Consider the following 26,382-nt stretch of genomic DNA (forward strand, 5'->3'; position numbering starts at 1 on the left):
TGACCTCATGAAGCTGGCGATCGCGGCCATCGGAAAGCCGGGCCGCGGTCCCGAGGCGACCCTCGCCGAGGACTACGCCCGCCGCGCCACCCTGTCGGGGCGGGCGCTGGGCCTGGGCCCGCTCGAACTCATCGACCTGGAGCCGAAGAAGCCCGGCAAGGGACCGGAGGCCGAGCTGCTGCTCGCCGCCGCCGAGGGCGCGCACCTGATCGCCTGCGACGAGCGGGGGCGCGCCTATTCGTCGCGCGCCTTCGCCGACCACGTGGCCGCCTTGCGCGATCAGGGGGAGCGGCGGCTGGTCTTCGTCATCGGCGGCGCCGACGGTCTGGACGAGAGCGTGCGCCGCGCCGCCCGTTCGACCCTCGCCTTCGGGCCGCAGACCTGGCCCCACGCCCTGGCCCGCGCCATGCTGGCCGAACAGCTGTATCGGGCCGTGACCATTCTGGCCGGTTCGCCCTATCATCGCGACTGATGCGATCCGGGGCCGTTCTTCTTCTGACTTCCTCCAGCCTGCTGCTGGCCCTGGCCGGGCCGGCGGCCAGCCAGCGTGCGGGCCAGGCCAGCGCCGAACTGACCCGGCTTCAGGCCGAGTATCGCGACGAGACGGCCCGCGCCCGTCGCCTGCGCGCCGAAGCCGCCGCCGCCGCCGAAGAGATCGTCGACCTGGACCGCCAGTTGCGCGATCTGCGCCGCGCCGAGGCTGAAGACGATGTCCAGATGGAGGCCCAGCGCGCCCGCCTGAAGGAACTGGCCGAGCGCGAGGCCGATCTGGTCGCCGCCCTGTCGCGCGAGCGCGCGGCGCAGGGACGGCTGCTGTCCGCGCTGCAGATGATGAGCCGCAAGCCGCCGCCGCCCCTGCTGATCCCGGCTGATCAGGCGGTGGATACGGTGCGCGCCTCCATCCTGATCCGCGCCATCACGCCCGACCTGCAGAAGCGCGCCGAGACCCTGGTCGAGCGCCAGGCCGAGATCGGCCGCATCCGCCGCCTGGCCGCCCTGTCCAGCGAGCGCCTGTTCACCGTCGAGAGCGCCCAGAACGACCGCCGCGCCGAGATCGAGGGCCTGACGGCGCGCAAGACCGCCCTGCGTTCGGTCCTGCGGGCCGAGGCTGCGCGGGCCGAGCGGGCCACGCGGGCGCTGGAAGCCCGCATCCGCGAACTGGGCGGGCAGACGCCCCAGGTGGCGGAGGCGCCCGAAGCGGCCCCCGTCGCTCGCCTGCCGGCCGGCCGCAACCGTCTGACCCCGCCCATCGCCGGCACGCCGTCGCAGCGTTTCGGCGGTCGCTCGGCCGGTTGGGCCTGGCGCTCCAGTCATGAGGCGGTGGGCGCGCCGGCGGCGGGCCGCGTCGCCTATGCCGGGCCGCTGAAGGAGTGGGGCGAGGTGGTGATCCTGGATCTGGGCCCCGGCTGGCGGGCGGTGATCGCCGGGCTGGACCGGCTGGAGGTCGAGACCGGCCAGCGCGTGGCCGACGGCCAGACCCTGGGCCGCACCGGCGAGGACGGCGAGGCCTATTTCGAACTGCGCCGCCAGGAACGGCCCATCGATCCCGCGCCGTGGCTGCAGTAGCGCCCAACCGCGCGAAATCCCTTTCAAATCGGCGCGGACGCTGATTGTATCGGCGGACTTGTCGCGCGCGCCCCTTGCGGCGTCCGCGCCGCCCTGGACGACCGGAGCCGAGAGCGGATCCGATGGAAAGAGACCGAATGCGTAAACTGCTTCTCGTGGGCGCCGCCGCCCTGGCGCTGGGCGGATCGGCGGCGGCTGTCGCCAGCCAGACTCCGCGCAACGAGACCTTCCGGATGCTCGAGATGTTCGGCGACGTGCTGGGCATCGTCGAGCAGGCCTATGTCGTTCCGGTCGACAACAAGAAGCTGATCGAGGCCGCCCTGCAGGGGATGATGACGGCGCTCGATCCGCACTCCAACTACCTGCCCGCCAAGGGGTTCGACGACCTGCGCGAGCGCACCTCGGGCGAGTATTCCGGCGTCGGCCTGACCATCACCTCCGAGGGCGGCCTGGTGAAGGTCATCTCGCCGATGGACGACAGCCCGGCCGGCCGCGCCGGGGTCCAGGCGGGCGACGTCATCAGCGCGGTCAACGGGCAGAACGCGGCGGGCCTCAGCGTCTCCGAGGTCTCCGACAAGCTGCGCGGGGCCACCGGCACCAGCGTCACCGTCACCTTCCTGCGCGATGGCGAAGAGCCGCGCGAGGTCGTGCTGACCCGCGAGGTCATCAAGGTCGAATCCGTCACTGGCCGTCTGGAAGGCGACTTCGGCTACCTGCGCGTCTCGACCTTCAACGAGAATACCGGCCGCGAGCTGACCGAGACCATCGAGCGGCTGAAGCGCGAGAAGCCGGGCCTGAAGGGCTATGTGCTGGACCTGCGCAACAACGGCGGCGGCCTGCTGACGGCGGCCATCGAGGTGTCCGACGCCTTCCTGGAGCGCGGCGAGATCGTCAGCCAGCGCGGCCGTAAGCCCGAGGAGATCGAACGCTACGCCGCCAAGCCGGGCGACCTGACCGGCGGCCTGCCGGTCGTGGTGCTGATCAACTACGGCTCGGCTTCGGCGTCCGAGATCGTGGCGGGCGCCCTGAAGGATCAGGAGCGGGCGACGGTCGTCGGCCTGACCAGCTTCGGCAAGGGGTCGGTGCAGACGGTGATCCCGCTGCGCGGCGGGCGCGACGGCGCCCTGTCGATCACCACGGCGCGCTATTACACGCCCTCGGGTCGCTCGATCCAGAAGATCGGCATCGAACCGGACCTGGAAGTCGCCCGCTCCGAGGCCGAGGCGCGCATCGTCTCGCGCTCCAGCTTCATCTATTCCGAGGCGGCTTATTCGACGGCGCTGGACTCCTCCATCGGGGCCGAGCGCAAGGGGCCGCACACCCCGCGCGAGGCGCCGGGCGCCGACTACGCCAAGGACAAGGACTATCAGCTGGAGCGGGCGCTGGACGTGCTGCGCGCCGGCGGCGACCTGACCAAGCTGGCCGCCGCGCCCGAGGGCATCGTCATTACCGAGCCGGGCCAGGACAAGGTCGAGACCGCCCAGGCCGAAACGCCCAAGGTCACGGTTACGCCGAAAGACTCCGTCGCGCCGCAGCGCGGCCCGGAAATCACGCCGGGGAACGAGCCGAAGACGGACTGAGGCGCGCAGCTCGAACGTGGTGAACGCGCCGTTAGGGTTTCTTAACCGGCGCAGGGCTTAACTGAGGCTGAGGGGCGCTGCGTCTGTGCGGCGCCTGCAAGCCTGAGCCGTCGCCCTGACCATGTTCGCCAAGCGCCAGTCCGCCCTCGCCGCCGCCGCAGGCGCGCCGCCGGAGCCCCGGTCGCGCGTCGCTATGGACCCGGTCCTGAACGCCCTGAAGAAGCCGCCGGTCGCGGCGGGCGCCGCCGGGGCCTTCGTCATCGGCGCGGCGGCCCTGTTCGTCGCCGTGCTGGGCGACCCGCGCGCGGGCGCGCCGACGGCCAGCGCGGTGCTGGAGCGGCCCGCCGCCGCCGAGACCGCCCCGACCGGCGCCGAGGCCTTCGGCTTCAGCGGTCTGGATATCTATCAGGACCTCGGCCCTATCGATCCCGCCCTGTTGGGCGAGGAAGGCGCGGGAATGATGGGCGAGGCCCTCATCACCCTGCCGGACGGCGCCAGCGTGGCCTCGGGGCAGGGCTTCACCGCCCCGGTGCGCGCGCCGTCCAATCCTCTGCCCAAGGCGCCGATCGCGGGCCTGTTCCAGCCCGGCCCCAACGGCCCGCTGCCGCGCATCGCCGCCGACGGCCGCGTTCCGGCTCAGGCCTACGCCCGGCCCTTCCGCTCGAACGGCAAGCCGATGGTGGCGCTGGTGGTCGGGGGGCTGGGCCTGAACAGCGCCACGACCCGCGCGGCGATCGAGCGGCTGCCGGCCGAGGTGACGCTGTCCTTCGTGCCCTACGCCGAAGGGTTGCAGACCTGGATCGACCTGGCCCGCGCCCACGGCCATGAGGTGATGATCGAACTGCCGATGGAGCCGACCGGCTATCCCGACAACGACCCCGGCCCCTACACCCTGCTGTCGTCCGGCGGCGCTGACGACGTGTCGGTCAAGCTGGACTGGCTGCTGGCGCGCGCGACCGGCTATTTCGGCGTGACCAACTATCTGGGCGACCGGTTCGCGACCTCGGATGAAGGCGTGACGGCCCTGATGACCAATCTGCGCCAGCGGGGTCTGGCCTTCCTCGACGACGGCTCGATGCGCCGCCGCCCCGGCGCCTTCGCCCGCGCCAGCGCCGACCGTGTGGTCGACGAGGAGCAGACCCCCGCCGCCATCCTGCGCCAGTTCAACGCCCTGGAGGCCGCCGCCAAGACCCACGGCTCGGCCCTGGGAACCGGCTTCTCCTACCCCGTCACCGTCGAGGCCGCCGCCCGCTGGACCGCCGGCCTCGAAGCCCGTGGTCTCCAGTTGGCCCCCGCCTCGGCGATGACGCGGCGGCCGGGGCGGTAGCGCCGCCTTCTTCGGGGTGGCCTAGACCCTCAGCCCGTAGAAGATCCACGCGGTCATCATGAGGTTGAAGGCGGCGTGAGCGGCGACCGCGCCCAGGATCGAGCCGCTCGCCCGGCGCGCCCAGGTGAAGGCCAGGGCGGTGGCGAACAGGCCGCACAGCCACCACAGGGCCGGCCACGGCAGCAACGCCCAGCCGGCTGCACGCCACACCAGGCCGAAATGGGCCAGATGGACGAGGGCGAAGGCTGCGGCGTCGATCAGGGCGGCGCGGTTCTCGCCCAGCCGGGCGACGAAGGATTCGTGGACCAAGCCCCGGTAGAACAGCTCCTCGCCGATGGGGCTGAAGGTCATGCCGATCAGGGCGAACACCGCGAACATGATCAGCCGCAGGCTGTCGCTCATTCCATCGGGCAGGGCGGAGTAGGTTCGCGCCACATAGACGAAGGCGTTGTCCTCGCCTTGGCCGAAGAGCAGGGCGGCGGTGGCGATCATCGCCGCGCAGCAGCCCGCGCCCAGCAGGACGCCGAGGCCCAGACCCTTCAGGCGCGGCCGCCAGTTGAGCCCGATCCGCGCTCGCCCCGGCCGGGTCAGCAGGAGCAGGGGCGTCAACGCCATGGCCAGGAAGAAGACCGACACCAGGCCATAGTCGCGGGTGACGTTCGCCATCATGACCAGGGCGAAGCGCGTCACGCCGAAGAGCGCCAGAAGGATCAGCCCAGTCCGAACGTCGAACGCGAACCAGCGGCGGAAGGGGCGTCGGAAGTCCGTCGGGGGCGGGGCGAGCGGCGAGGTCATGATCAAGCTTTGCCGTTAGGCAAACGCGTACGCCAGTGAAATCGCGTTAATCGGGCGCGCCCGGACCCGGCGTCGCGGCCGAAGGTGACAACTCGAGGGCATCAGGTAGTCTATCGATGTTCTTTGTGCTTGAGCGGCTAGGTTAGGACGGGCGTTGACATGCGGAAACTCTTGCTCGCTCTGGCCATCTCCGGACTGGCGACGACGGCCGCCGCCCAGACGGCGCCGGCTCCCGATGCGACCATCCTGCCGGAAATCAACGTTCAGGGCAGGGCGACGCCCGAGGCTGTGCGTGACTTCGTCGGCCGAGTGGCGGCGCCCTCTCCGGGGCGCTCTCTGGCGCAGTGGCGAGGGCCTATCTGCCCTGGCGTCATCAATCTCGAGCGGCAGGCCGCCCAGGCGATCCTTGATCGCGTGAGCAGGACCGCAGCCGAGCTAGGACTTCGAACCGGGGATCCGGGCTGCACGAGCAACCTCGTCGTCGTTTTCGTCGAAGACGGTCGGGAGACGGCGCAAAGCTTGAACCGGGCGAACCCGAAGCTCTTTCGCCAGAACATCACGGGGTGGGATCGCGGCCAGGCGGCGTTTGATGCCTTCCTATCCGAGCAGCGACCTGTGCGATGGTGGTCGCTAAGCATACCAACGGACCCGGACACGGGGGAGCGCGCGGTCCGGGCGCCGGGCGACATCGCAGGTGGTTATGTCGACAAGGACATCGCCGAAATGCTGGGGTGCAGCCCCGGCGACTGCGCGATAGGGGCTGCCCCGACTGTTAGGCGTCGAGCAGGCGCAGCGCGCGTGAATGCGGCCGTGGTGGAGACGCTCTTCAAGGTGATTGTCATCGTCGATATCGACTTGATCGGTTCGGTTAATACGACGCAGCTTGCCGACTACGTTTCCATGATCGCCTTGGCGCAGATCGACGCCAGCGCCGACACGACGGGGTTTGACACGGTCCTGAACCTGTTCTCGGGAAGCGTTCCTGCCGGACTGAGCGACTGGGACCGGTCCTATCTGGCGGCGCTTTACGCGCCTCGCGCGCAAAGGCGGTCGGCTTCGGCCCAAGCGACTGCTGTCATCGATGTGATGACGCGAGGCGAACTGATTGCGCGACGCCAGCCCTGACGGAAAGCAAAACCTCAGTCCTGCATGCGCTGTCGTGTTACATACTGAGCATGAGCACAGATGACGATCACGCCCCCGCCGCCGAACCGGCGGACGCCGTTCCCGGCGAAACGCCCCTTCAGCGGGCGCTGCGCATCAAGAAGGCGGGCATCGACGCGCGCCCCAAGCCGCCGCGCGGCGGCCGCTTCCAGCGTGAGCAGGCAGCGCGCGTGAAGAGCGGAGCCTCGCGGCCCTGGATGAGCAAGTAGGCGCAAGGCTTCCGGCTTGATCGCCTGCGGAAGCTGTGGTCGTCTGCGCTAATGACGACGCTCGCTCTTCTTCTGGCTCTCGCCTACGTCGGCGTGCTGTTGCTGATGTCGCGACGCGCCGCGAGGGGCCTACCTCGTGAGGCCCGGCTGCCGATGCAGTGGGGTTTCGACGGGCGGCCGACCTGGCGGGCGCCGCGCGATGTCGCTCTGACGCTGACCCCCGTTCTGGCGACACTGACCCTGATCCCGACGGCGCTGGCGAGCCTGCTGGGGCCGCTGGAGGGCTCGGACGCCCGGCTCTACTTTGGCGTCCTGATTGTCATGGGGCTAGCCTGGGTCGGCGTCCACGCCCTGCACCTCTGGCTGGTGGGGCGCGGGCGCCGGGCCGAAGGTGTCTAGGCCCGCGCCTCGCTCTTCAGCGGCATGGGCTTGAGGTCCAGCAGGGCGAACAGCTTGGCGTCGTCGTCCTCTTCCGGGTTCGGCGTGGTCAAGAGCTTGCCGCCGACGAAGATGGAGTTGGCGCCGGCCAGGAAGCACAGGGCCTGCATTTCCGGCGTCATGCCTTCGCGGCCGGCCGACAGGCGCACCATCGACTTGGGGCAGACCAGGCGGGCGACGGCGACGGTGCGGACGAACTCGATCGGGTCGATCTCGCCTTCCTTCAGCACCCGCTCGCCCAGCGGCGTGCCGCCGACGGGGACCAGGGCGTTGACCGGCAGGCTGTCGGGATGGACGGGCAGGGTGGCCAGGGCGTGCAGCAGGCCGGCGCGGTCGCGGCGCTTCTCGCCCATGCCGACGATGCCGCCGCAGCAGGTCGACATGCCTGCGTCGCGGACGTGTTGCAGCGTCTCCAGCCGGTCCTGATAGGTGCGGGTCGTCACCACCTCGGCGTAGTACTCAGGCCCGGTGTCGAGGTTGTGGTTGTAGTAGTCGAGACCCGCCTCCTTCAGCTGTTTCGCCTGGTCGGCGTTCAGCATCCCCAGCGTCGCGCAGGTCTCCAGACCCAGGGCCTTCACGCCCGAGATCATGGCCGCCAGCTTGGGCGTGTCGCGGTCCTTCAGCTCGCGCCAGGCGGCGCCCATGCAGAAGCGGCTGGCCCCGCCCGCCTTGGCCGCCATGGCCTCGGCGATGACGGCGGTCGGCTCCATCAGCTTTTCAGCCTTGAGCCCGGTCTTGAAGCTGGCCGATTGCGAGCAGTAGCCGCAGTTCTCGGCGCAGCCGCCGGTCTTGACCGACAGCAACTGGGACTTCTGCACTTCGTTCGGGTCGAAGGTGCGCCGGTGCACCGTCGCCGCCTCGAACACCAGCTCCATGAAGGGGCGGGCGAACAGGCCCTCGACCTCGTCCAGCGTCCAGTCGTGGCGAGGGATCGAGAGATCGCGGGCGGGTCGGAACGAAGCGTCGTCAGCCATGAGGTCCTCCAAGGCGAGGCGTTGCTGTAACAAGCCGGCGCGGGCGCACCAAGGGTGAAGAGGCGAACCCGGTTAGGCGACCAGGCGCGGGCCGGCGGGCCCCGAGGCCTTGCGGGCGTCGGCGACGGGGCGGTCCAGGCGGAAGCGGCCGACCTGCTGGTTCAGGCTGAGCGCCTCATTGGCCAACTGGCGGGCCGCGGCGGTGGCTTCCTCGGTCATGGCGGCGTTCTGCTGGGTGATGTCGTCCATCTCGCCCATGGCGCGGCGAACGCGGGCCAGGCCCTCCGACTGTTCCTGGGCCGAGCCGGCGATGCCGCCAGCCAGGCCGTCGACGGCCGAGACCTTGGCGCCGATGCGCTCCAGCGCCGCGCCGGTGCGCTCGACCAGATCGACCCCGCGGGCGACCTGGGCCGAGGAGGTGGAGATCAGGGCGCGGATCTCGCCGGACGCTTCGGACGAGCGCTGGGCCAGGGCGCGCACTTCCTGCGCCACCACGGCGAAGCCGCGGCCGGCGTCGCCCGCGCGGGCGGCCTCGACCCCGGCGTTCAGCGCCAGTAGGTTGGTCTGGAAGGCGATCTCGTCGATCAGGCTGGTGAAGCGGGCGATTTCGGTCGAGGATTCGGCGATGGCGTGGATGGCGCTGACCGCATCGCCGACCACCTGGGTCGTGTGCTCGACGTCGGCGCGGGCGGCGGCCAGGGCTTCGGCGGTCTGGCGCGCGCCGTCGGCGGTCGAGGCGACCTGACGGGCGATGGCGTCGGCCTCGCTGACGGTGCGCTCCAGATTGGCGGCCTGACGCTCGGTGCGGCTGGCCAGGTCCTCGGAGGCGACGGCCAACTGGCTGGAGCCGGCGCTCAGGCTCTCGACGCTGTCGGCAACGGCGCGCACAGCCGTGCGCAGGGCGCGGGTCGCGGCGTGGAAGTCGTTCTGCAGCGAGCGGTATTGCTCGGGGAAGACCTCGGGGATGGTCACCGACAGGTCGTTGTCGGCCAGGCTATGCAGGGCGGCGCCCAGGGCGCGCACGACCTCGGCCTGACGCGCTTCGGCGGCGGCGTGCTCGGCCTGAACGCGATCGCGCTCTTCCTGCAAGGCGTCCAGATAGATGGAGATGGCCAGTTCCATGTCCAGCATGACCCGCTGGGTCAGTTCGGCCACGGCCTCGGAGGTGATCCGGTCATGCTCGCGTCGGTTGGCGAACAGCTTCCTGGGGCGTTCGACGATGGCGCGGGTGAGGTGGGCCAGGATGACGCTGTAGCCGCCGATGTACCAGCGCGGCTCAAGGCCGATGCGGGCGTGCACCCGGCCGATGGTGCGCACCGAGACGGCGTAGTCCTCGTCGGCGCGGCCTTCGATGATGGCGTCCCAGTGATGCTGCTGGGCGTTGCTGGCGGCGGCGATATGGCCTTCGTCACGGAAGAAGCGGCGGGTTTCCGGCTCGGCGCGCACCCGGTCGTAGAAGGCGGCCAGGGCCAGAGGGACGGAGCGGCGCAGCAGGCCCGAGACGACGCTGTAACCGGCGGTCGGCCGTCCCAGCCCCATGAAATGCATACGGCGGTCGATCTCGTGGGAAGCCATGACGCAAACTCGTTTCAACGACGGGGCGGGGGAGGGCCCAATACCCCTTGTCGCCAAGAGGGTATTCGTCGGGTTAAGGCGCGATTGCGTAAATTTCCTTAATCGGCGCCCGGGGGCGTGGCTGGGCGGTCATATAAAGACATCCTTATGTCTTGATTGCCCCGGCAGCCGCGCCGCGCTATAGCGGCGACGATACCCCGACAGTGGCCGAAAGACATTTCAGCATGACCGACTACATCGTCCGCGACATCTCCCTGGCCGACTTCGGCAACAAGGAAATCGCCATCGCCGAAACCGAAATGCCGGGCCTGATGGCGCTGCGCGACGAGTACGGCGCCGCCCAGCCGCTGAAGGGCGCGCGCATCGCCGGCTCCCTGCACATGACCATCCAGACGGCCGTGCTGATCCAGACGCTGGAAGCCCTGGGCGCCGAAGTGCGCTGGGCCTCGTGCAACATCTTCTCGACCCAGGACCACGCCGCCGCCGCCATCGCCGCGTCGGGCACGCCGGTGTTCGCCTTCAAGGGCGAGAACCTGGTCGAATATTGGGAATACGCCCACAAGATTTTCGAATGGGCGGACGGCGGCTATCCGAACCTGATCCTGGATGACGGCGGCGACGCCACCCTGCTGTGCGTGCTGGGTCCGAAGGCCGAGAAGGACGCTTCCGTCCTCGACAACCCGCAGAACGAGGAAGAGGAAGCCCTCTTCTCGGTCATGAAGCGCTATCTGCAGGAGAAGCCGGGCTTCTACTCGGCCATCCGCGACGCCATTGGCGGCGTGTCGGAAGAGACGACCACGGGCGTCCACCGCCTGTATCAGATGGCCGAGCGCGGCGAGCTGCCCTTCCCCGCCATCAACGTCAACGACAGCGTTACCAAGTCCAAGTTCGACAACCTGTACGGCTGCCGTGAATCGCTGGTCGACGCCATCCGTCGCGGCACCGACGTCATGCTGTCGGGCAAGGTGGCGGTGGTCTGCGGCTACGGCGACGTGGGCAAGGGCTCGGCCGCTTCGCTTCGCAACGGCGGAGCCCGCGTGATCGTGACGGAAATCGACCCGATCTGCGCCCTGCAGGCAGCGATGGAAGGCTATGAGGTCCAGACCCTGGAAGACGTCGCCGACAAGGCCGACATCTTCGTCACCACCACGGGCAACAAGGACGTCATCCGCGTCGAGCACATGCGCGCCATGCGCAACAACGCCATCGTCTGCAACATCGGCCACTTCGACTCTGAGATTCAGGTCGCCGGCCTGAAGAACTTCAAGTGGGACAAGATCAAGGATCAGGTCCACCACGTCGAGTTCCCGGACGGCAAGAAGATCATCCTGCTGTCGGAAGGCCGTCTGGTGAACCTGGGCAACGCCACGGGCCACCCGTCCTTCGTGATGTCGGCGTCCTTCACCAACCAGACCCTGGCCCAGATCGAGCTTTGGACCAACGCCGCCAAGTACGAGAACAAGGTCTACACCCTGCCCAAGCACCTGGACGAGAAGGTCGCCTTCCTGCACCTGGCCAAGCTGGGCGCCAAGCTGACGACGCTGAACCCGGAACAGGCCGACTACATCAATGTGCCGGTCCAGGGCCCGTTCAAGCCGGAACACTACCGCTACTAAGACCGGCTTCAGGTCTGAAAAGCAGAACCCCGCGCTGGCGACAGCGCGGGGTTTTTCGTTACGCCGCGATATCGCGCGGATCGAACTCGTCCGGTCCGCGTCCCATCAGGCCGGTCTCGAAGTCCATGAAGATGTCGATCAGTTCGTCCACGCCGACCGGCGGGGACTTTGGATTGAAGCGGAAGCGCCAGAAGCTGACGATGTGCTGCACTGCGCCCAACTGGTCGCCCAGGCGGGTGAACATGGCGGGCGCCTCCAGCAGGAAGTCGCGAAACGCCGTCGGATTGCCTTCGCGCGTCAGCCCCGCATAGGCGTCGTCGTAATAGCGCAAGGTGCGGCTGACTTCGTCGCAGGTGGTCATGATCCGGCCGCGCAGGACCCCGCGCCCGCGCTGGATGTATTCGGCGGCGGCGCGATCGCTGGGGCCGACGGGCTTCACGGTTATCACCTCGTCGGCGACGTGGACGATGTCGGCCATCAGGCTGCTGAGCGCCCATTTGTAATAGAGGAAGCCCTTCCAGCAGAAGACGCCCTCCTGATACTGCTCCGGCTCCAGCTTCAGCGTGAGGCGCAGCGCCTCAAGCCGGTCGCCGGGGGCGTTGGAGAGAATTTTCGCCGCCATGCGGGCTGTCGAGCCGGCCGCCACCACGCCTTCGCCGAGGCTGAGCGTGACCAGGGGTTCGATCTCGCCTTGGACGAACTCCAGCATTCGCTCCAGGTCCGCTTCGCTGAGGGCGAAATAGCAGGCTGCGGCGTCCACGCCGCCGCGCCGCAACTGCTCGCGCAGCAGGAAGGGATCCAGCGACGGCAATCGGTCCATCAGCCGCAGCGTCTTCAGGTCCGGGTGCTCGGGGTCGACGCCGAACGCCTCCTGCATGGCCCGCTCGAAGCCGATCTGATTGACGAAGATGAAGCGGCCGCCGGTCTTCAGGTCGGTGCTGTCGATCGGCACCACGATCTTGGTCGCGACCTGACGACGTCCGGGGAAGGCGTCGGTCTCGTTGCGCCGCAGCCGGTGCTTGATGATCAGGCAGCGGTTCAGCGCGGGGGTGCGGAACATCGGGCGCTCCGCCCAGTCATCGGTGTCGCCGTGCTCATCATAGACCTTGAGCAGATTCAACACGCGCGCGGTCGAGGCTGTGCGGCGCAAATGTTCGAGATTTCGAATGGCGCGATCGGTCATGGCGACCACCATGCCCCCAAAAGGTGACCAAACGGCTTAGTTTGCTGACGGCCAAAAAAACGGGCCGCTTCCCGAAGAAGGCGGCCCGGTCAGTCGGGGAGGAAACTGAAGAGGGTATTAGAAGGTCGTCGTCACTGACATCCAAAGCCGGCGGGGCTCCTGGTTGTTGGCGTACTCCGGCGAATAGGCGACCGGCGTCCCATAGGGAGCCAGGCGCACGAAGTCCTTGTCGAACAGGTTGTAGATGGCCGCGTTGAGCGTCACCCGGTCGTTGACCTCATACGAGCCGCCGATGTGGAACAGCTCATAGGCCTTGAAGTCGCCCAGGGCGTCGCGGGCGGCGCCTTCGCCGCGCCAGCGCTCGGAGCGGTATTCGCCGCGCACCCAGGTCGACAGGCGGTCGGTCGGCTGCCAGCGCAGCTGGGCGTTGATCATGTGCTCGGGCGTGTCGGTCAGGGGCTGGCCGGCCTGCGAGCCGGTCTTCTGCTCGCTGTCGGTGTAGGTGTAGTTGCCGTGCAGGCTCCAGGCGTCGGCGAAGCGCCAGCGCGCGGCGACCTCAAGCCCCTGGGTCGTGGCCTCATCGATGTTTACGCTCTGGCCGAATTCGGGAATCGCGGACCAGAAGCCGACGTCGGCGCAGCCTGTCTTGGCGTAGTCGCCGGCGTCATACTGGGCCTGGCTCAGGCCGAAGGTGCAGTTGGCGATCGGCTGGCCCGAGGCGATCTTGTCCTCGAAATCGTTGCGGAAGACGGTGGCGTTGGCGCGGAAGGTCGAGCCGTTGTCGAAATAGACGCCGAACTCATAGGCGACGCTCGTCTCCGGGGTCAGGCCGGGGCTGCCGATCAGCGGCAGGGCGCCCTGGCGGCCGAAGCCGTTGATGCCGGGGGTCAGTTGCTCCAGGCGCGGGGTCTTGTAACCGCCGCTGACGCCGCCCTTCAGCGTCCATTGATCGTCGGCGTTCCACACCAGATAGGCGCGGGGGCTGACGTGATCGCCAAAGCTGGAATGCTCGTCGTAGCGAAGGCCGAGGGTCAGGGCCAGGTCGTCGCGCAGGCGCCATTCGTCTTCGGCGAACAGGGCCCACTGCTCGAAGGTGAAGTTGCCGGTCGCCACGCCGTCGATCATCTCGGCGTCCATATACTGGCCGCCGACGGTGAAGGTGTGGTCGCGCCACTGGCTGTTCAGCTTGGTGTCGAACAGGGTGGTAGTCGTCTCAAGGGTGCGGTCGCCGCCGGCGCCGGGAACGCCGCGGGGGATCAGGCGGCCCAGAGTCTCGGTCTTGTTGTGCGAGAGGGTGGATTCCAGCGTGCCGAAGCTGAAGCGCCAGTTGTGGGCCAGCAGGTACTGCTCGCGGTTGAACTCCAGGAAGTCCTTGTAGCCGCCGGCGACGGTGTTGGTTCCCATCTGGCCCTTGGCGTTGTCGTACCACTGGCTGCCCGCGTCGACGTCCAGCCACAGGTCGTGGTCGGCGTTCGGCGTCAGGCTGAGGCGGGCGCCGAGGGTCCAGATTTCATAGGCGGTGGCGCTGCGGCCGAAGCCGGTGACGTCGACCTCGTCGCCGTTCACGTCGCGATACTTCAGGTCCGACTGCTCGCGCTCGGACCACGAGCCGCGCAGGGCCAGGCCGAGGCGGTCGGCGATCAGCGGGCCGGAGGCGTAGCCGTTGATCCCCCAGAAGTCGCCGAACTCGTCGTCGCCCTGCAGCGTGTAGTTGGCCGAGGCCGAGCCGGTCCAGGCGTCGCCGACCTTGCGGGTGATGATGTTGACGACGCCGCCCATGGCGTCCGAGCCGTACAGGGTGGCGACCGGTCCGCGCACCACCTCGACCCGCTCGATGGCCGACACCGGCGGCAGGAAGCTGTTGGCCGTTTCGTTGAACCCGTTCGGCGTCACGCTGCCGGCCGTGTTCTGGCGGCGGCCGTCGATCAGGATCAGGGTGTAGTCCGGGCCCATGCCGCGGATATTGATGGTCTGGCCGCCCGATTTGCCCACGCCTGAGCCGGTGTCCACGCCCTCGATGTTGTTCAGGATCTCGGCGATCGACGTGGCGCGAAGCTCTTCGATCTCCTCACGCGGGAGCACGCTGATCGAGGCGGGCGCCTGGGTGATCTTCTGTTCGAAGCCAGAGGCGGTGACGACGACGTCGGCGACCTTGTGCGCCTGCTCGTCCACCACGTCGACGGCCTCTTCGGCCAGGGCGGGCGCGGCGCCCGCGAGAGTCATCATGGCGCTGGCGGCCAGCAGGGACGAGCGGCGGGAAACGCGGAAGCAGGACATGCGTAGGAGGCCTTCAGAAATGAGAACGCTTCTCAACAGCACTCGCAACTGCTTGGCAATAGGGGTGTGCGAATAGGTCGCATTTGCGGCAGTGGTGCGACACGACTGGCGCGCAAATGCGCCCGGGCCTAAGAAGCGCTCATGGACATCATCGACATCCTGATCCTCATCGTCGTGGCCGCCGTCGCGATCACCCTGGGCCTGGGCCTGTACAACCTGCAGCGCGGGGGCGAGGGCGCCGACGTGCGGTCCAACAAGCTGATGCGGTGGCGCGTGGCCCTGCAGGCGGTGGCGGTGCTGCTGCTGATGATCGGAATGTGGCTGAAGCGCACGCACGCGGGCTGAGGCCGGCGGCGGCGGAGACAGGGGAGGGCGCGCCATGGTGACGCTGAACAAGATCTATACCCGCACCGGGGACGCCGGTCAGACGCGGCTGGCCTCGGGCGCGCCGGTGTCCAAGACCGATCTGCGGGTCGAGGCCTATGGCGGGGTGGATGAACTGAACGCCGTCATCGGCGTGGCCCGGCTGCACAGCGGCCAGAACGACCGCATCGACGCCATGCTGGGCCGGATTCAGAATGAACTGTTCGATCTGGGCGCCGATCTGGCCACGCCGCTGGAGCCCGCGCCCAAGTGGGAGGCCCTGCGCATCATCGCCTCTCAGGTCGAGCGGCTGGAAAGCGAGATCGACTGGATGAACGAAAGCCTCAAGCCGCTGGACAGCTTCATCCTGTCAGGCGGTTCGCCGCTGTCGGCGCACCTGCATCTGGCGCGGACCGTCTGCCGCCGGGCCGAGCGCGACGCCGTGCGGCTGGTCGAAGCGGGCGAGACGGTGAACCCCGAGGCGGTGCGCTATCTGAACCGCCTGTCGGACCATCTGTTCGTGGCGGCCCGGCGCGCCAACGCCAACGGCGCCGCCGATGTCCTGTGGCGGCCCGGCGCGACGCGCTGAGGCGCGGGCCCTACTGCGACTGCAGCGCCTTGACCCGCTTGCGTTCGGCCTCGGTGGCGGCGCCCCGGGCGCGCTTGTCGGCGGCGATCTGGTCTTCCAGCTTGACCAGGTCGCGGTTGCCCTCAGCCGAGGCTTCGGCGCGGGACATGCCTTCGGGCCGTTTGGTGATGTCGGGGATATAGATGGGCTGGGCGCAGATGCGCGTCTCCAGGTCGTACCAATAGCCCTTGGCGGCGCAACGCTCGCCCGGATCGACCCAGAAACGCTGCAGGATAAACAGCCCCGCCAGCGTCACCGCAAACAGGCTGAAGAAAATAAAGCTGAGGCGACGGATCGTCAGGAAGCGTTTCATGCCGGTCTCAATAGATCAAAAACGCGCCCGCGACACGACCGCAGTTCACGTAGCGTTACGTTGACAGGTCGGTCTCGTCGGTCCAATCCCTCGGCCGATATTTCGATGACCAAGTGGATAGTCTCATGAAGGTACTCGTCCCGGTGAAACGGGTGATCGACTCCAACGTCAAGGCTCGCGTGAAAGCGGACCAGACCGGCGTCGACCTGGCCAACGTCAAGATGAGCATGAACCCGTTCGACGAAATCGCCGTCGAAGAGGCCGTGCGTCTGAAGGAAGGCAAGGAACACCATGCCGCAGGCACGGCGACCGAGATCGTCGTCGTCTCCATCGGCGTGACCCAGGCTCAGGAAACCATCCGCACCGCCCTGGCCATGGGCGCCGATCGCGGCGTCCTGGTGCAGTCGGACACGGACCTGGAGCCGCTGGCCGTCGCCAAGGTGCTGAAGGCCGTGGTCGACGAGGAGAAGCCGGATCTGGTCCTGCTGGGCAAGCAGTCGATCGACGGCGACAACAATGCGGTCGGTCAGATGCTGGCCGCCCTGCTGGACTGGCCGCAGGCCACCTTCGCCGGCAAGCTGGTCATCGAGGGCGGCAAGGCTGTCGTCACCCGTGAAGTCGACGGCGGCCTGCAGACGGTTGCGGCCGACCTGCCCGCCGTGGTCTCGGTCGACCTGCGCCTGAACACGCCGCGCTATGCGTCGCTGCCGAACATCATGAAGGCCAAGAAGAAGGAGATCGCCATGAAGGCGGTCGCCGACTACGGCGTCGATACGGCCGACCGCCTCAAGGTGCTGAAGGTGACGGAGCCGCCGAAGCGTTCGGCGGGCGTCAAGGTCGCCGATGCGGCCGAACTGGTTTCCAAGCTCAAAGACGCAGGGGTTCTGTAATGGCCGTTCTCGTCATCGCCGACCACGACGGCTCGGCCGTTCGCGACACCACCCACAAGACGGTGACGGCCGCCCTGGCGCTGTCGTCCGACGTGGACGTTCTGGTCCTGGGCAAGGGCGCTCAGGGCGTGGCCGACGCCGCCGCCAAGATTTCGGGCGTGCGCAAGGTGCTGCTGGCCGAAGGCGACGCCGTCGCCCACGGCCTGGCCGAGGCCGTCGAGGCCACCGTCCTGCCGCTGGCCGGTAACTACGACGCCATCCTGACCCCGGCCAACACCGACGGTAAGAACTTCGCGCCGCGCATCGCCGCCAAGCTGGACGTCGCGCCGATCTCGGACATCGTCGAGGTCGTCTCGGGCGATACCTTCGTGCGTCCGATCTACGCCGGCAACGCGCTGGAGACGATCCAGTCGGCCGACGCCAAGAAGGTCATCACCGTGCGCCCGACGGCCTTCGCCGCCGCCGCCGAAGGCGGCTCGGCCCCGGTCGAGAGCGTCGCCGCCGGCGAAGCGCCCAAGACCGCCTTCGTCTCGGAAGAGATGGTCAAGTCGGACCGCCCGGAACTGGGCGCCGCCAAGATCGTCGTTTCGGGCGGCCGCGCCCTGGGTTCGGCCGAAGAGTTCCACGCCGTGATGGATCCCTTGGCCGACAAGCTGGGCGCCGCCGTCGGCGCCTCGCGCGCGGCGGTCGACGCGGGCTACGCCCCCAACGACTATCAGGTCGGGCAGACCGGCAAGGTCGTGGCTCCGGCCCTCTACATCGCCATCGGCATCTCGGGCGCCATCCAGCACCTGGCCGGGATGAAGGACTCCAAGGTGATCGTCGCCATCAACAAGGACGCCGACGCCCCGATCTTCCAGGTCGCCGACTACGGTATCGTGGGCGACTACAAGACCGTCGTCCCGGAGCTGATGGCCGCTCTGGGCTGAGAGCGAGCTTCACGCTGAGTTGGAAGCGCGCCGGGCGAGGGATCGTCCGGCGCGTTTTCTTTTTGCACGCCTTCTCTTTCGTCGTCCTCCGGCGAGCGAAGCGAGACCGGGGGACCCAGCGGCGCCGAAGGCGATATTTACGGCAAGGGTGGCGCGTGGAGTTTTTCGCCCTGACGGGCGCCGCTGGGTTCCCCGGTCTGCGCCGCTGGGCGGCTTGCCGGGGAATGACGAAAATTTGGACCTTTCTCCTCCTTGGGCCAAACACCTCCCATGACCGCCCGCATCCCCGTCAAGCTGACCCCGCGCGCCTCGGCCGACCGCATCGACGGCTGGGACGTCGACCCGGACGACCGCCCGGTGCTGAAGGTCCGCGTCCGGGCCCAGCCGGTCGAGGGCGAAGCCAACACCGCCCTGATCGCCTTTCTTGCCAAGGCGCTGGGCGTGCCCAAACGCGACGTGACGCTGGCGCGCGGCGGCCAGTCGCGACTGAAGATGATCGAGGTCGAGGGCCTGGACGACGCGGAAGCGCGGACCCGTCTGGACACCCGCTGAAGGCGGCGATGATTTTGCCGCGAGCCGGGGCTTTTAAAGCTTTACCCTGACGGAAACAGTCGATTGTATACGGCCCATTGTTTGCCCGCCGTTCGCGGGCGCGAGGGGGCTCGCCCATGTTGTTCAGTCGCCTGCGGGGTCCAAGCCTCGCTGTCCTCACCTGCGCGCTCGGCGCGCTCAGCCTTTCGGCCTGCGCCACGACCGGCGACGCCGCGTCGCAGACGCCGACCGCTTCGGCTTCGTCCTCGTCCAAGGACCGGACGATGGCGGCCGGCCTGGACGGCTGGACCAATCAGGACCCCTATCCCTCGACCTATCGCGGCCTGCCGCGCCAGAACATGGCCATCGTCGGCGCCACGGTGCTGACCGGAGCCGGCCAGAAAATCGAGGGCGGCGTCGTCGTCGTCACCGACGGCCGCATCGCCGCTGTGGGCGGGGCGGACACCCCGGTGCCGGCCGGCCACCAGGTGGTGGACGCGCGCGGCCGCTTCGTCACTCCGGGCATCATCGACATCCACAGCCACTTGGGCGTCTATCCTTCGCCGGGCGTGCAGGGGATGAGCGACGGCAACGAGGCCACCAATCCCAACACGGCCCAGGTCTGGGCCGAGCACTCGATCTGGCCGCAAGACCCCGGCTTCAACACCGCCCGCGCGGGCGGTGTGACGACGGCGCATATCCTGCCCGGCTCGGCTAACCTGTTCGGCGGCCGCGGCGTGACCGTGCGCAACGTGCCGTCGGTCACCATGCAGGGGATGAAGTTCCCGAACGCCCCCTACGGCCTGAAGATGGCCTGCGGCGAGAACCCGAGCCGCGTCTATGGCTCGCGCAACCAGTCGCCGGCCACCGGCATGGGCAATGTCGCGGGCTATCGCACCGCCTTCATCGCGGCGCAGGACTACAAAGAGAAGTGGGACAAGTGGCGCGAGACGGGCCAGGGCACGCCCCCGACCCGCAACCTGCAGCTTGAGACCCTGGCGGGCGTTCTGGACGGGTCGATCCTGGTCCAGAACCACTGCTACCGCGCCGACGAGATGGCGGTGATGCTCGATGTGGCCAAGGAGTTCGGCTACAAGATCACCACCTTCCACCACGCGGTCGAGGCCTACAAGGTCGCCCCGTTGCTGGCCCGCGAAGGCGTCTGCGCGGCGATGTGGACCGGCTGGTGGGGCTTCAAGATGGAGGCCCTGGACGGCATCGAGGAGAACGCCGCCCTGACCGACGCGCCCGAAGGCTCGTGCGCCGTCATCCACTCCGACGACGCCGAACTGATCCAGCGCCTGAACCAGGAAACCGCCGCCGCCCTGTCGGCCGGTCGCCGCGCCGGGATGGACATCTCCGAAGAACACGCCATCAGCTGGATCACGCTAAACGCGGCCAAGGCCATCGGCATCGACAAGGAGACGGGGTCGCTGGAAAGCGGCAAGCGCGCCGACGTGGTGATCTGGAGCGCCGATCCCTTCTCGATCTACGCCCGCGCCGATCAGGTGTTCATCGACGGCGGCCTAGCCTATGACCGCGCCAACCCCGCCTTCCAGCCCGTGTCCGACTTTGAACTGGGCCAGCCCGGCTTCGGCGTGTCCGCCGCTGGCGTCGCCCAGGGAGCCCGCTGAACCATGCGTATCAAAACTCTGCTTGCGGGCGCAGTCGCAGCCTTCGCACTGACCAGCCCCGCCCTGGCCCAGGACGTGGCCATTACCGGCGGCCAGGTGCTGACCGGAACCTCGGTGATCGAGAACGGCACCGTGGTCATCCGTAACGGCAAGGTCGTCTCGGTCGGAACCGGCGCGGCCCCGGCCGGCCTGCGCGTCATCGACGCGCGCGGCAAGATCGTCACGCCGGGCTTCGTCGCCGTGGATTCCGGCCTGGCGGGCACCGAGGTCGGCTCGGTGCGCGGCTCCAACGATCTGGCTAACCGCGCCAACACCCTGACGGCGGCCTTCGACCTGTCCTATGGGCTGGACCCGTGGTCCTTCACCCTGCCGGTCGCACGGCTTGGCGGGGTGACCCGCGCTGTGGTCACGCCGCAGCACGGCGGGTCGGGCGGCGGCCACAGCCATGACGACAGCGACTTCGCCGGCGCCGGTCAGGGCGGCTTCCAAACGCCGGGCCTGTTCGCGGGCCAGGCGGCGGTCATCAAGCTGGGCGGCTCGGATATCCTGGTGAAGCCGCGCGTGGCCATGGTCGCTCCGTTCGGCGAGGCCGGGGCGGCGGTGGCGGGCGGCGCGCGCGGCGCCGAGTTCGTCCTGTTCAAGGAGACCCTGGGCGAGGTGCGGGCCTACGCCCGCAACAAGGCCGCTTATGAGCGGGCCGACATGCGCGCCCTGTCGCTGTCGCGCGCCGATATGGAGGCGCTCATCCCGGTTGCTGACGGGCGTATGCCGCTGATCGTCACCGTCAACCGCGCCTCGGACATCCAGCAGGTGCTGCGTCTGGCGCGCGAGGAAGGGATCAAGGTCATCCTGGACGGCGCCGCCGAAGGCTGGCTGGTCGCCGATGAGATCGCGGCGGCCAAGGTTCCCGTCATCCTGCACCCGACCACCAACCTGCCCTCGAACTTCGAGATGCGGGCGGCGCGGATGCAGAATGCGGCGGCCTTGAACGCGGCGGGCGTGGTCATCGCCCTCAAGGGCAATGAGGGCGCGGCCCACCGCGCCCGCGACATCCGCTACAACGCCGGCAACGCTGTCTCGCACGGCCTGCCGTTCGCGGCGGCCATCCAGGCGATCACCGTCAACCCGGCCCGCATTTTCGGGTTCGACGGCCAGTTCGGCGAGCTGAAGGCCGGGGCGGCGGGCGACGTCGTGGTCTGGTCGGGCGACCCGCTGGAGCCGCTGAGCCAGCCCTCGGCCGTGCTGATCGACGGGGTGGAGCAGCCGCTGCAGGCGCGCAACCTGCTGCTGCGCGACCGCTACCGCACCGGCGGCGAGGGCGCCATGCCGCCCGCCTACGGCAACTAAGGCTTCAAGGCCTGAAGACGGAAAGGGCGCTGCGGGAGACCGCGGCGCCCTTTTCTTTTCGCCTATATGCCCGCGCCGCCTACTGCGCCGTCAGTCCGCCGTCGATCTTGAACTCGGCCCCGGTCACGAACTTGGACTCGTCCGAGGCGAGGTAGAGGACGCAATAGGCCACGTCGTCCGGTTCGCCGATGCGCTTCAGCGGGATGCCGCGCGCCAGCCTCTCGTGGGCGCTCGCCTCGTCCCCGCCGGCCATGGCGACGAACGGATCGAGGATCGGCGTCTTGATGAAGACCGGGTGCACCGAGTTGGCGCGCACGTTCCAGCCGGCCTTGGCCGCCTCCAGCGCCACCGTCTTGGTGTAGAGCCAGACCGCCGCCTTGGTGGCGTTGTAAGCGCCCATGCCCGGCGCCGCCGCCAGTCCCGCGATGGACGAGATGTTGACGATCGAGCCGGCGCCCGAGGCCCGCAGCGGCGCCATGGCGTGCTTGCAGCCCAGCATGACGGATTCCAGGTTGATCGCCTGCACCTTGCGCCAATTCTCCAGCGTGTCCTGCTCGGCCCACAACAACTGGCCGCCGATGCCGGCGTTGTTCACCAGGATGGACAGGCCGCCCATGTCCTGAACCGCTGCGCCGACGACGCGGACCCAGTCGTCCTCGCGCGTGACGTCGTGCTCATAGGCGAAGGCCATGCCGGGGTGGTCGGCGTTGATCGTCTCGGCCAGGGCGCGCGCGCCGTTCAGGTCAACGTCGCTGAGGGCTACCTTCGCGCCCTCGCGGACCAGCATCCGCGCCATCGCCTGGCCCAGCCCGCCCGCGGCGCCGGTGATCAAGGCCGCCTTGCCCGCGACGCGTCCGTGACGGGCGGCCATTACTCGACCTGGCCCTTGACCGCCGCGTCGATGAAGCGAGCCATCGCCACGTCGCGCTCGGTCACCCCGTCGGCGTCATGGGTGGTCAGCAGCACCTCGACGCGGTTGTAGACGTTCGACCACTCCGGATGGTGGTCGACCTTGTCGGCCAGCAGGGCGACGCGGGTCATGAAGCCGAAGGCGGCGTTGAAATCGGCGAAGCGCAGGGTCCGCGCGATGGCCGGGCGCGGATCGTCGGCGCGGCGCCAGTCGGGCAGGCCCGCCAGAACTTCGGTCACGTCGAGGGCGGCGGTCATGAGCGTCTCCTTGGATTTTCTTCAGGCGTATCGCGCGCCCCGGGATGCGACAAGTCGCGACGCGATGTCCGGGGCGGCGCTTCCCCGGATGACGGCGGCGACGGGAGGCGTTACACCCGCATCCATGACCCAGGCCGATCCCTCCTCCAGCGCTTCCGGCAAGACCTCCTCCTTCGGCTTCCGCGACGTGGACGCCAAGGAAAAGGTGCAGATGGTGCGCGGCGTGTTCAACTCCGTCGCCTCCAACTACGACCTGATGAACGACCTGATGAGCGCGGGCGTCCACCGTGTCTGGAAGGACGCCACGGCGGCCAAGCTAAACGCCCGCCCCGGCGAGGTCATCCTCGACATGGCAGGGGGCACCGGCGACATGGCGCGGCGCTATTCCAGGATGGCCCGCGCGGCTCAGAATCGGCGCGGGGGCGAGGACGCCACCGTCATCGTCATGGACTACAACGCCGAGATGATCCTGAACGGCGTGGCCAAGGGCGGCGAGCCCGAGATGGCCTGGGGTGTCGGCGACGCCATGCACCTGCCGCTGCCGGACGCCTGCCTGGACGCCTATTCGATCAGCTTCGGCATCCGCAATGTGGCCGACATTCCGCAGGCGTTGCGCGAGGCGCGCCGCGCGCTGAAGCCGGGCGGCCGCTTCATCTGTCTGGAGTTTTCGCGCCCGACGACCGGCGCGCTGAGGAAGGCCTATGACGCCTGGTCCTTCCACGCCATTCCGCGCATCGGCCAGCTGGTCGCCAAGGACCGCGACAGCTACCAGTATCTGGTCGAGAGCATCCGCCGCTTCCCCGACCAGCAGACCTTCAAGCGGATGATCGAGGAGGCGGGCTTCAGCCGCGTCAGCGTCACCAACCTGTCGGGCGGGATCGCCGCCATCCACCACGGGTGGGCGATCTGAGCCGGTTGACCTTCAACGCCCCGCCGCCGACGCCTGAGGCCCAGCCGGTCCGTCACCCGGTCGGCGCCGCTCTGCGCATGATCCGCTGGGGGTGGGTGCTGGCGCGCCACGACGCCCTGATCCCGCGCGAGGCCAACCCCTTGCTGCCCGCCTGGGGCCGCCCGTTCGCCCGCCTGGTCCAGCTGTTCGCCAGCCGCAGGCATCGCGCCGGGCGACCTGGTCAGCGCGTCGGCGAAGCCTTCGAGCACCTCGGTCCCGTCGCCATCAAGCTGGGGCAGGTGCTGGCCACCCGCGCCGACATCTTCGGCCTGCAGTTCGCCCAGGACCTGGGCCGCCTGAAGGACAAGCTGCCGCCCTTCCCGCTGGAGGAGGCCAAGCGCGAGATCGAACGGTCGCTGGGCCGCCCGGCCGAGAGCCTGTTCATCGATCTGAGCGAACCGATGGGCGCCGCGTCGCTGGCCCAGGCGCACCCGGCCTGGCTGGCCGACGGGCGCAAGGTGGCGGTCAAGGTGCTGCGTCCCGGCGTCGAGCGCCGCGTGGCCCAAGGGCTGGACGCCATGCGGCTGGGGGCCAAGCTGGTCGACCGCTTCGTCGAGCCCGCCCGTCGGCTGGAGCCGCGCGCCTTCGTCGAGATCATCGCCCAGTCGCTGCAGCTGGAGCTGGACATGCGGCTGGAGGCGGCGGCCGCCTCCGAACTGGCCGAGGTCATGGCCAAGGACGGCTATATGTCCGCGCCCGCCGTCGTCTGGGACGGGGTGGGCAAGCGGGTGCTGACGCTGGAATGGGCGCCCGGCCTGCCGATGACGGACCCGGCCCTGGTCGACCTGCCCGGCCTCGACAAGGACGCCCTGGCCGACAAGGTGGTGCGCGCCTTCCTGGTTCAGGCGCTGGACCACGGCGTCTTCCACGCCGACCTGCACGAGGGCAATCTGTTCGCCGACGCCCCCGCGCAGCTGACGGCCATCGACTTCGGCATCGTCGGGCGGCTGGGGCCGGCCGAGCGCCGCTACCTGGCCGAGATCCTGTGGGGCTTCATCAGCCGCGACTACGACCGCATCAGCCGGGTCCATTTCGAGGCCGGTTACGTGCCGCCGCACCATTCGGTCGACACCTTCGCCCAGGCCCTGCGCGCCGTCGGCGAGCCGGTCATCGGGCGACAGGCCAGCCAGGTGTCGATGGGCCGCCTGCTGGGCCAGCTGTTCGAGATCACCGCCCTGTTCGACATGCATATGCGGCCCGAACTGGTGCTGTTGCAGAAGACCATGGTGTCGGTCGAGGGGGTGGCGCGCCGCCTCAACCCCGACCACGACCTGTGGGAGGCGGCCAAGCCGGTGGTCGAGCGCTGGATCCGTCGCGAGCTGGGGCCGGCGAACCAGGCCAAGGAGGCGATGGACGAAGTCGTGGCCACGCTGAAGGCCCTGTCGCGCCTGGTGCAGAACCCGCCTCAATCTCAAGCGTTGGTGATCGAGAAGGCCGGAACGCGGCCCTGGGTGGTCGCCGCCGTCACCGTCGCCGTATGCGCGTCGGCGGCCGCCTTGGTGCTGACGCTTTGGCCGATGATCGTCGCCTGACGTTTCTTCGGAGCCTGCCCATGAAGACCCTTTCGCTGACCGCCGCCCTGATGGGCGCGACCCTGCTGGCCGTCCCGGCGCTGGCGCAACAGGCGCCCGCACAGCCCGCGACAGGCTCAGGCGCGGCGGCGGCCACCCTGCCGCACGCGTTCGAGGGCGACGCCGCTCCGGCTCGCCCGCAGGCTGCTCCGGTTGCGCCGACGACGGCGACCGCGCCCGACATCGCCCGCTCCGAAGAAGCCCTGCGCGCCGTCATCGCCGCCATGCAGGCGGGTCAGATCGACTATACGGTGTTCACCCCTGACATGGCCGAACAGATTCGCGCCCAGTCGGGACAGGTCGCGCCGCTGCTCCAACAGTTCGGCCCGCTGAAGTCCATCTCGCACCTGGATCAGCAGAACGGCGCCGACGTGTTCCGCGTCATATTCGAGAAGCAGGCCACCGCCTGGGTCATCGGCTTCAACGAGGAAGACCTGATCGCCGCCCTGCTGTTCCGTCCGGCTGAGGACTGATCAGTCCAGCGACGGCTTGCCGCGCCCGCTCTTGATCGAGGACCGGCTGGACTTGGCCTTCAGCCGGCGCTCCTTCGACGCCCGGGTCGGGCGGGTCGGCACGCGGTAGACCGGCTTGATCGAGGCCTCGGCGACCATGGCCTTCAGCCGTTCGACGGCGTCGGCCCGGTTGCGTTCCTGGGTGCGGAAGCGCACGGCGCTGATGACGATCACCCCGTCCAGCGTCAGGCGGCTGCCCGCCAGCTTCATCAGCCGCGCCTTCACCGGCTCGGTCAGGCTGGGCGAGTTCTTGACGTCGAACCGCATCTGCACGGCGGTCGAGACCTTGTTGACGTTCTGCCCGCCCGGACCGCCCGCGCGGAAGAAGCGGAACTCCAGCTCGTCCTCGGGAATGCGGCTCATAACGCCTCCCGGCGCGCCCGCACGACAGCGGCGTCCAGCGCCTGTAGGAAGCGCGAGCGGTCGGCGGCCGAGAAGGGCGGGGGTCCGCTGGTCGGCACGCCCATCGAGCGCAGATGCTCGCCGATCATCCGCCCGGCCAGGGCCGAGCCGATGGAGTCCGCCGTGAACGGCTGGCCGTTCGACTTCAGCGCCTGGGCGCCCGATTCCAGCACCCGGTCGGCCAGCGGAATGTCGGCGGTGATGACGATGTCGCCGCGCCCCGCGCGCTCGGCGATCCAGTCATCGGCCACGTCCGGCCCGGCGTCGACGACCACCTGTTCGATCAGCGCTTCGCGCGGCGTGTTGATCCAGGCGTTGGACACCACGAAGACCTTCAGGCCGCAGCGGCGCGCCACGCGATACACCTCCTCCTTCACGGGGCAGGCGTCGGCGTCGATGTAGAGGGTGGTGGCCATGACAGGCTTATGGCCCGAGACGGGCG

The 26,382-nt window shown here is 69.0% G+C and carries 28 protein-coding genes; 18 read left to right on the forward strand and 10 right to left on the reverse strand.

Annotated features, from left to right (window positions below; all coding sequences use genetic code 11):
* The first annotated feature begins 7 nt into the window (after positions 1 to 7).
* From rlmH to H9656_RS08990, 4 genes are all read left to right on the forward strand, one after another.
* Positions 8 to 472, forward strand: coding sequence for a 23S rRNA (pseudouridine(1915)-N(3))-methyltransferase RlmH (rlmH, locus tag H9656_RS08975; RefSeq protein ID WP_191743928.1), 465 nt, complete (start codon positions 8 to 10; stop codon positions 470 to 472).
* Positions 472 to 1,566 carry a murein hydrolase activator EnvC family protein gene (locus H9656_RS08980; RefSeq protein WP_191743929.1) on the forward strand — a complete coding sequence of 365 codons (1,095 nt, stop codon included), beginning with the start codon at positions 472 to 474 and terminating at the stop codon, positions 1,564 to 1,566. Before rlmH ends, H9656_RS08980 begins: the two co-directional genes overlap by 1 nt.
* A gap of 137 nt (positions 1,567 to 1,703) precedes the next feature.
* Positions 1,704 to 3,146, forward strand: coding sequence for a S41 family peptidase (locus tag H9656_RS08985; RefSeq protein ID WP_191743930.1), 1,443 nt, complete (start codon positions 1,704 to 1,706; stop codon positions 3,144 to 3,146).
* A gap of 121 nt (positions 3,147 to 3,267) precedes the next feature.
* On the forward strand, positions 3,268 to 4,473 hold the full coding sequence (locus tag H9656_RS08990) for a divergent polysaccharide deacetylase family protein (RefSeq protein ID WP_191743931.1): 1,206 nt from the start codon (positions 3,268 to 3,270) through the stop codon (positions 4,471 to 4,473).
* Positions 4,474 to 4,494: 21 nt separating this feature from the next.
* Here H9656_RS08990 and H9656_RS08995 read toward each other — a convergent pair whose 3' ends face one another.
* Positions 4,495 to 5,268 (reverse strand): CPBP family intramembrane glutamic endopeptidase, encoded by a 774-nt coding sequence (locus H9656_RS08995; protein WP_191743932.1) that lies wholly within the window; start codon positions 5,266 to 5,268, stop codon positions 4,495 to 4,497.
* Between the two features lie 159 nt (positions 5,269 to 5,427).
* Between H9656_RS08995 and H9656_RS09000 the strand changes: the two genes are divergently transcribed.
* From H9656_RS09000 to H9656_RS09010, 3 genes are read left to right on the forward strand one after another with little or no spacing between them, the layout of a single operon-like run.
* Positions 5,428 to 6,393 (forward strand): hypothetical protein, encoded by a 966-nt coding sequence (locus H9656_RS09000; RefSeq protein WP_191743933.1) that lies wholly within the window; start codon positions 5,428 to 5,430, stop codon positions 6,391 to 6,393.
* A gap of 50 nt (positions 6,394 to 6,443) precedes the next feature.
* On the forward strand, positions 6,444 to 6,641 hold the full coding sequence (locus tag H9656_RS09005; RefSeq protein ID WP_191743934.1) for a hypothetical protein: 198 nt from the start codon (positions 6,444 to 6,446) through the stop codon (positions 6,639 to 6,641).
* A gap of 51 nt (positions 6,642 to 6,692) precedes the next feature.
* Positions 6,693 to 7,040 carry a hypothetical protein gene (locus tag H9656_RS09010; protein ID WP_191743935.1) on the forward strand — a complete coding sequence of 116 codons (348 nt, stop codon included), beginning with the start codon at positions 6,693 to 6,695 and terminating at the stop codon, positions 7,038 to 7,040.
* Here H9656_RS09010 and bioB read toward each other — a convergent pair.
* A complete protein-coding gene (gene bioB / locus H9656_RS09015; protein ID WP_191743936.1) occupies positions 7,037 to 8,053 on the reverse strand; it encodes a biotin synthase BioB in 1,017 nt (338 codons plus the stop codon). The genes H9656_RS09010 and bioB overlap by 4 nt on opposite strands.
* 72 nt (positions 8,054 to 8,125) lie before the next feature.
* Positions 8,126 to 9,628: a globin-coupled sensor protein gene (locus tag H9656_RS09020; RefSeq protein ID WP_191743937.1), complete on the reverse strand. Its 1,503-nt coding sequence runs from the start codon at positions 9,626 to 9,628 to the stop codon at positions 8,126 to 8,128.
* Positions 9,629 to 9,852: 224 nt separating this feature from the next.
* On the opposite strand from H9656_RS09020, the gene ahcY reads away from it, so the two are divergent.
* Positions 9,853 to 11,244 carry an adenosylhomocysteinase gene (gene ahcY / locus H9656_RS09025; protein ID WP_191743938.1) on the forward strand — a complete coding sequence of 464 codons (1,392 nt, stop codon included), beginning with the start codon at positions 9,853 to 9,855 and terminating at the stop codon, positions 11,242 to 11,244.
* Between the two features lie 58 nt (positions 11,245 to 11,302).
* On the opposite strand, the gene H9656_RS09030 is transcribed toward ahcY, so the two are convergent.
* Together H9656_RS09030 and H9656_RS09035 are read right to left on the reverse strand one after the other, a co-directional pair.
* Entirely contained in the window at positions 11,303 to 12,427 is a 1,125-nt protein-coding gene (locus H9656_RS09030; protein WP_191743939.1) for a hypothetical protein, read from the reverse strand.
* A 117-nt stretch (positions 12,428 to 12,544) separates the two neighbouring features.
* On the reverse strand, positions 12,545 to 14,704 hold the full coding sequence (locus H9656_RS09035) for a TonB-dependent receptor domain-containing protein (RefSeq protein ID WP_191743940.1): 2,160 nt from the start codon (positions 14,702 to 14,704) through the stop codon (positions 12,545 to 12,547).
* 141 nt (positions 14,705 to 14,845) lie between these two features.
* Between H9656_RS09035 and H9656_RS09040 the strand changes: the two genes are divergently transcribed.
* A complete protein-coding gene (locus H9656_RS09040) occupies positions 14,846 to 15,049 on the forward strand; it encodes a twin transmembrane helix small protein (RefSeq protein WP_191743941.1) in 204 nt (67 codons plus the stop codon).
* A 34-nt stretch (positions 15,050 to 15,083) separates the two neighbouring features.
* A complete protein-coding gene (locus H9656_RS09045) occupies positions 15,084 to 15,656 on the forward strand; it encodes a cob(I)yrinic acid a,c-diamide adenosyltransferase (RefSeq protein ID WP_191743942.1) in 573 nt (190 codons plus the stop codon).
* 10 nt (positions 15,657 to 15,666) lie between these two features.
* Here the strand turns inward: H9656_RS09045 and H9656_RS09050 are convergent, their stop codons facing one another.
* Complete coding sequence (locus tag H9656_RS09050; RefSeq protein ID WP_191743943.1) at positions 15,667 to 16,008, reverse strand: hypothetical protein; 342 nt, start codon at positions 16,006 to 16,008, stop codon at positions 15,667 to 15,669.
* 125 nt (positions 16,009 to 16,133) lie between these two features.
* Between H9656_RS09050 and H9656_RS09055 the strand changes: the two genes are divergently transcribed.
* From H9656_RS09055 to H9656_RS09075, 5 genes are all read left to right on the forward strand, one after another.
* Positions 16,134 to 16,898 (forward strand): electron transfer flavoprotein subunit beta/FixA family protein, encoded by a 765-nt coding sequence (locus tag H9656_RS09055; protein ID WP_191743944.1) that lies wholly within the window; start codon positions 16,134 to 16,136, stop codon positions 16,896 to 16,898.
* On the forward strand, positions 16,898 to 17,827 hold the full coding sequence (locus H9656_RS09060; protein ID WP_191743945.1) for an electron transfer flavoprotein subunit alpha/FixB family protein: 930 nt from the start codon (positions 16,898 to 16,900) through the stop codon (positions 17,825 to 17,827). The genes H9656_RS09055 and H9656_RS09060 overlap by 1 nt, the downstream gene beginning before the upstream one ends.
* Before the next feature lie 270 nt (positions 17,828 to 18,097).
* Positions 18,098 to 18,379: a DUF167 domain-containing protein gene (locus H9656_RS09065; protein WP_191743946.1), complete on the forward strand. Its 282-nt coding sequence runs from the start codon at positions 18,098 to 18,100 to the stop codon at positions 18,377 to 18,379.
* Between the two features lie 116 nt (positions 18,380 to 18,495).
* On the forward strand, positions 18,496 to 19,992 hold the full coding sequence (locus H9656_RS09070; RefSeq protein ID WP_191743947.1) for an amidohydrolase: 1,497 nt from the start codon (positions 18,496 to 18,498) through the stop codon (positions 19,990 to 19,992).
* A 3-nt stretch (positions 19,993 to 19,995) separates the two neighbouring features.
* On the forward strand, positions 19,996 to 21,339 hold the full coding sequence (locus tag H9656_RS09075) for an amidohydrolase family protein (protein WP_191743948.1): 1,344 nt from the start codon (positions 19,996 to 19,998) through the stop codon (positions 21,337 to 21,339).
* Between the two features lie 79 nt (positions 21,340 to 21,418).
* Here the strand turns inward: H9656_RS09075 and H9656_RS09080 are convergent, their stop codons facing one another.
* Both H9656_RS09080 and H9656_RS09085 read right to left on the reverse strand, forming a co-directional pair.
* A complete protein-coding gene (locus H9656_RS09080) occupies positions 21,419 to 22,210 on the reverse strand; it encodes an SDR family oxidoreductase (protein ID WP_191743949.1) in 792 nt (263 codons plus the stop codon).
* Positions 22,210 to 22,506 carry a 4a-hydroxytetrahydrobiopterin dehydratase gene (locus H9656_RS09085; protein WP_191743950.1) on the reverse strand — a complete coding sequence of 99 codons (297 nt, stop codon included), beginning with the start codon at positions 22,504 to 22,506 and terminating at the stop codon, positions 22,210 to 22,212. The genes H9656_RS09080 and H9656_RS09085 overlap by 1 nt, the downstream gene beginning before the upstream one ends.
* Positions 22,507 to 22,630: 124 nt before the next feature.
* Between H9656_RS09085 and H9656_RS09090 the strand changes: the two genes are divergently transcribed.
* The 3 genes from H9656_RS09090 to H9656_RS09100 are packed head-to-tail and all read left to right on the forward strand — an operon-like array spanning position 22,631 to position 25,499.
* Complete coding sequence (locus tag H9656_RS09090; RefSeq protein ID WP_191743951.1) at positions 22,631 to 23,416, forward strand: class I SAM-dependent methyltransferase; 786 nt, start codon at positions 22,631 to 22,633, stop codon at positions 23,414 to 23,416.
* Positions 23,404 to 24,987, forward strand: a complete 1,584-nt coding sequence (gene ubiB, locus H9656_RS09095; RefSeq protein ID WP_191743952.1) for a 2-polyprenylphenol 6-hydroxylase — start codon at positions 23,404 to 23,406, stop codon at positions 24,985 to 24,987. Before H9656_RS09090 ends, ubiB begins: the two co-directional genes overlap by 13 nt.
* Before the next feature lie 20 nt (positions 24,988 to 25,007).
* Positions 25,008 to 25,499, forward strand: a complete 492-nt coding sequence (locus H9656_RS09100; protein ID WP_191743953.1) for a hypothetical protein — start codon at positions 25,008 to 25,010, stop codon at positions 25,497 to 25,499.
* Here H9656_RS09100 and arfB read toward each other — a convergent pair whose 3' ends face one another.
* Entirely contained in the window at positions 25,500 to 25,901 is a 402-nt protein-coding gene (gene arfB / locus H9656_RS09105) for an alternative ribosome rescue aminoacyl-tRNA hydrolase ArfB (protein ID WP_191743954.1), read from the reverse strand.
* Positions 25,898 to 26,356: a YaiI/YqxD family protein gene (locus tag H9656_RS09110; protein ID WP_191743955.1), complete on the reverse strand. Its 459-nt coding sequence runs from the start codon at positions 26,354 to 26,356 to the stop codon at positions 25,898 to 25,900. The genes arfB and H9656_RS09110 overlap by 4 nt, the downstream gene beginning before the upstream one ends.
* Positions 26,357 to 26,382 lie beyond the last annotated feature (26 nt).

The sequence above is a fragment of the Brevundimonas guildfordensis genome (assembly GCF_014836405.1).
In the GTDB taxonomy this organism is placed as follows: domain Bacteria; phylum Pseudomonadota; class Alphaproteobacteria; order Caulobacterales; family Caulobacteraceae; genus Brevundimonas; species Brevundimonas guildfordensis.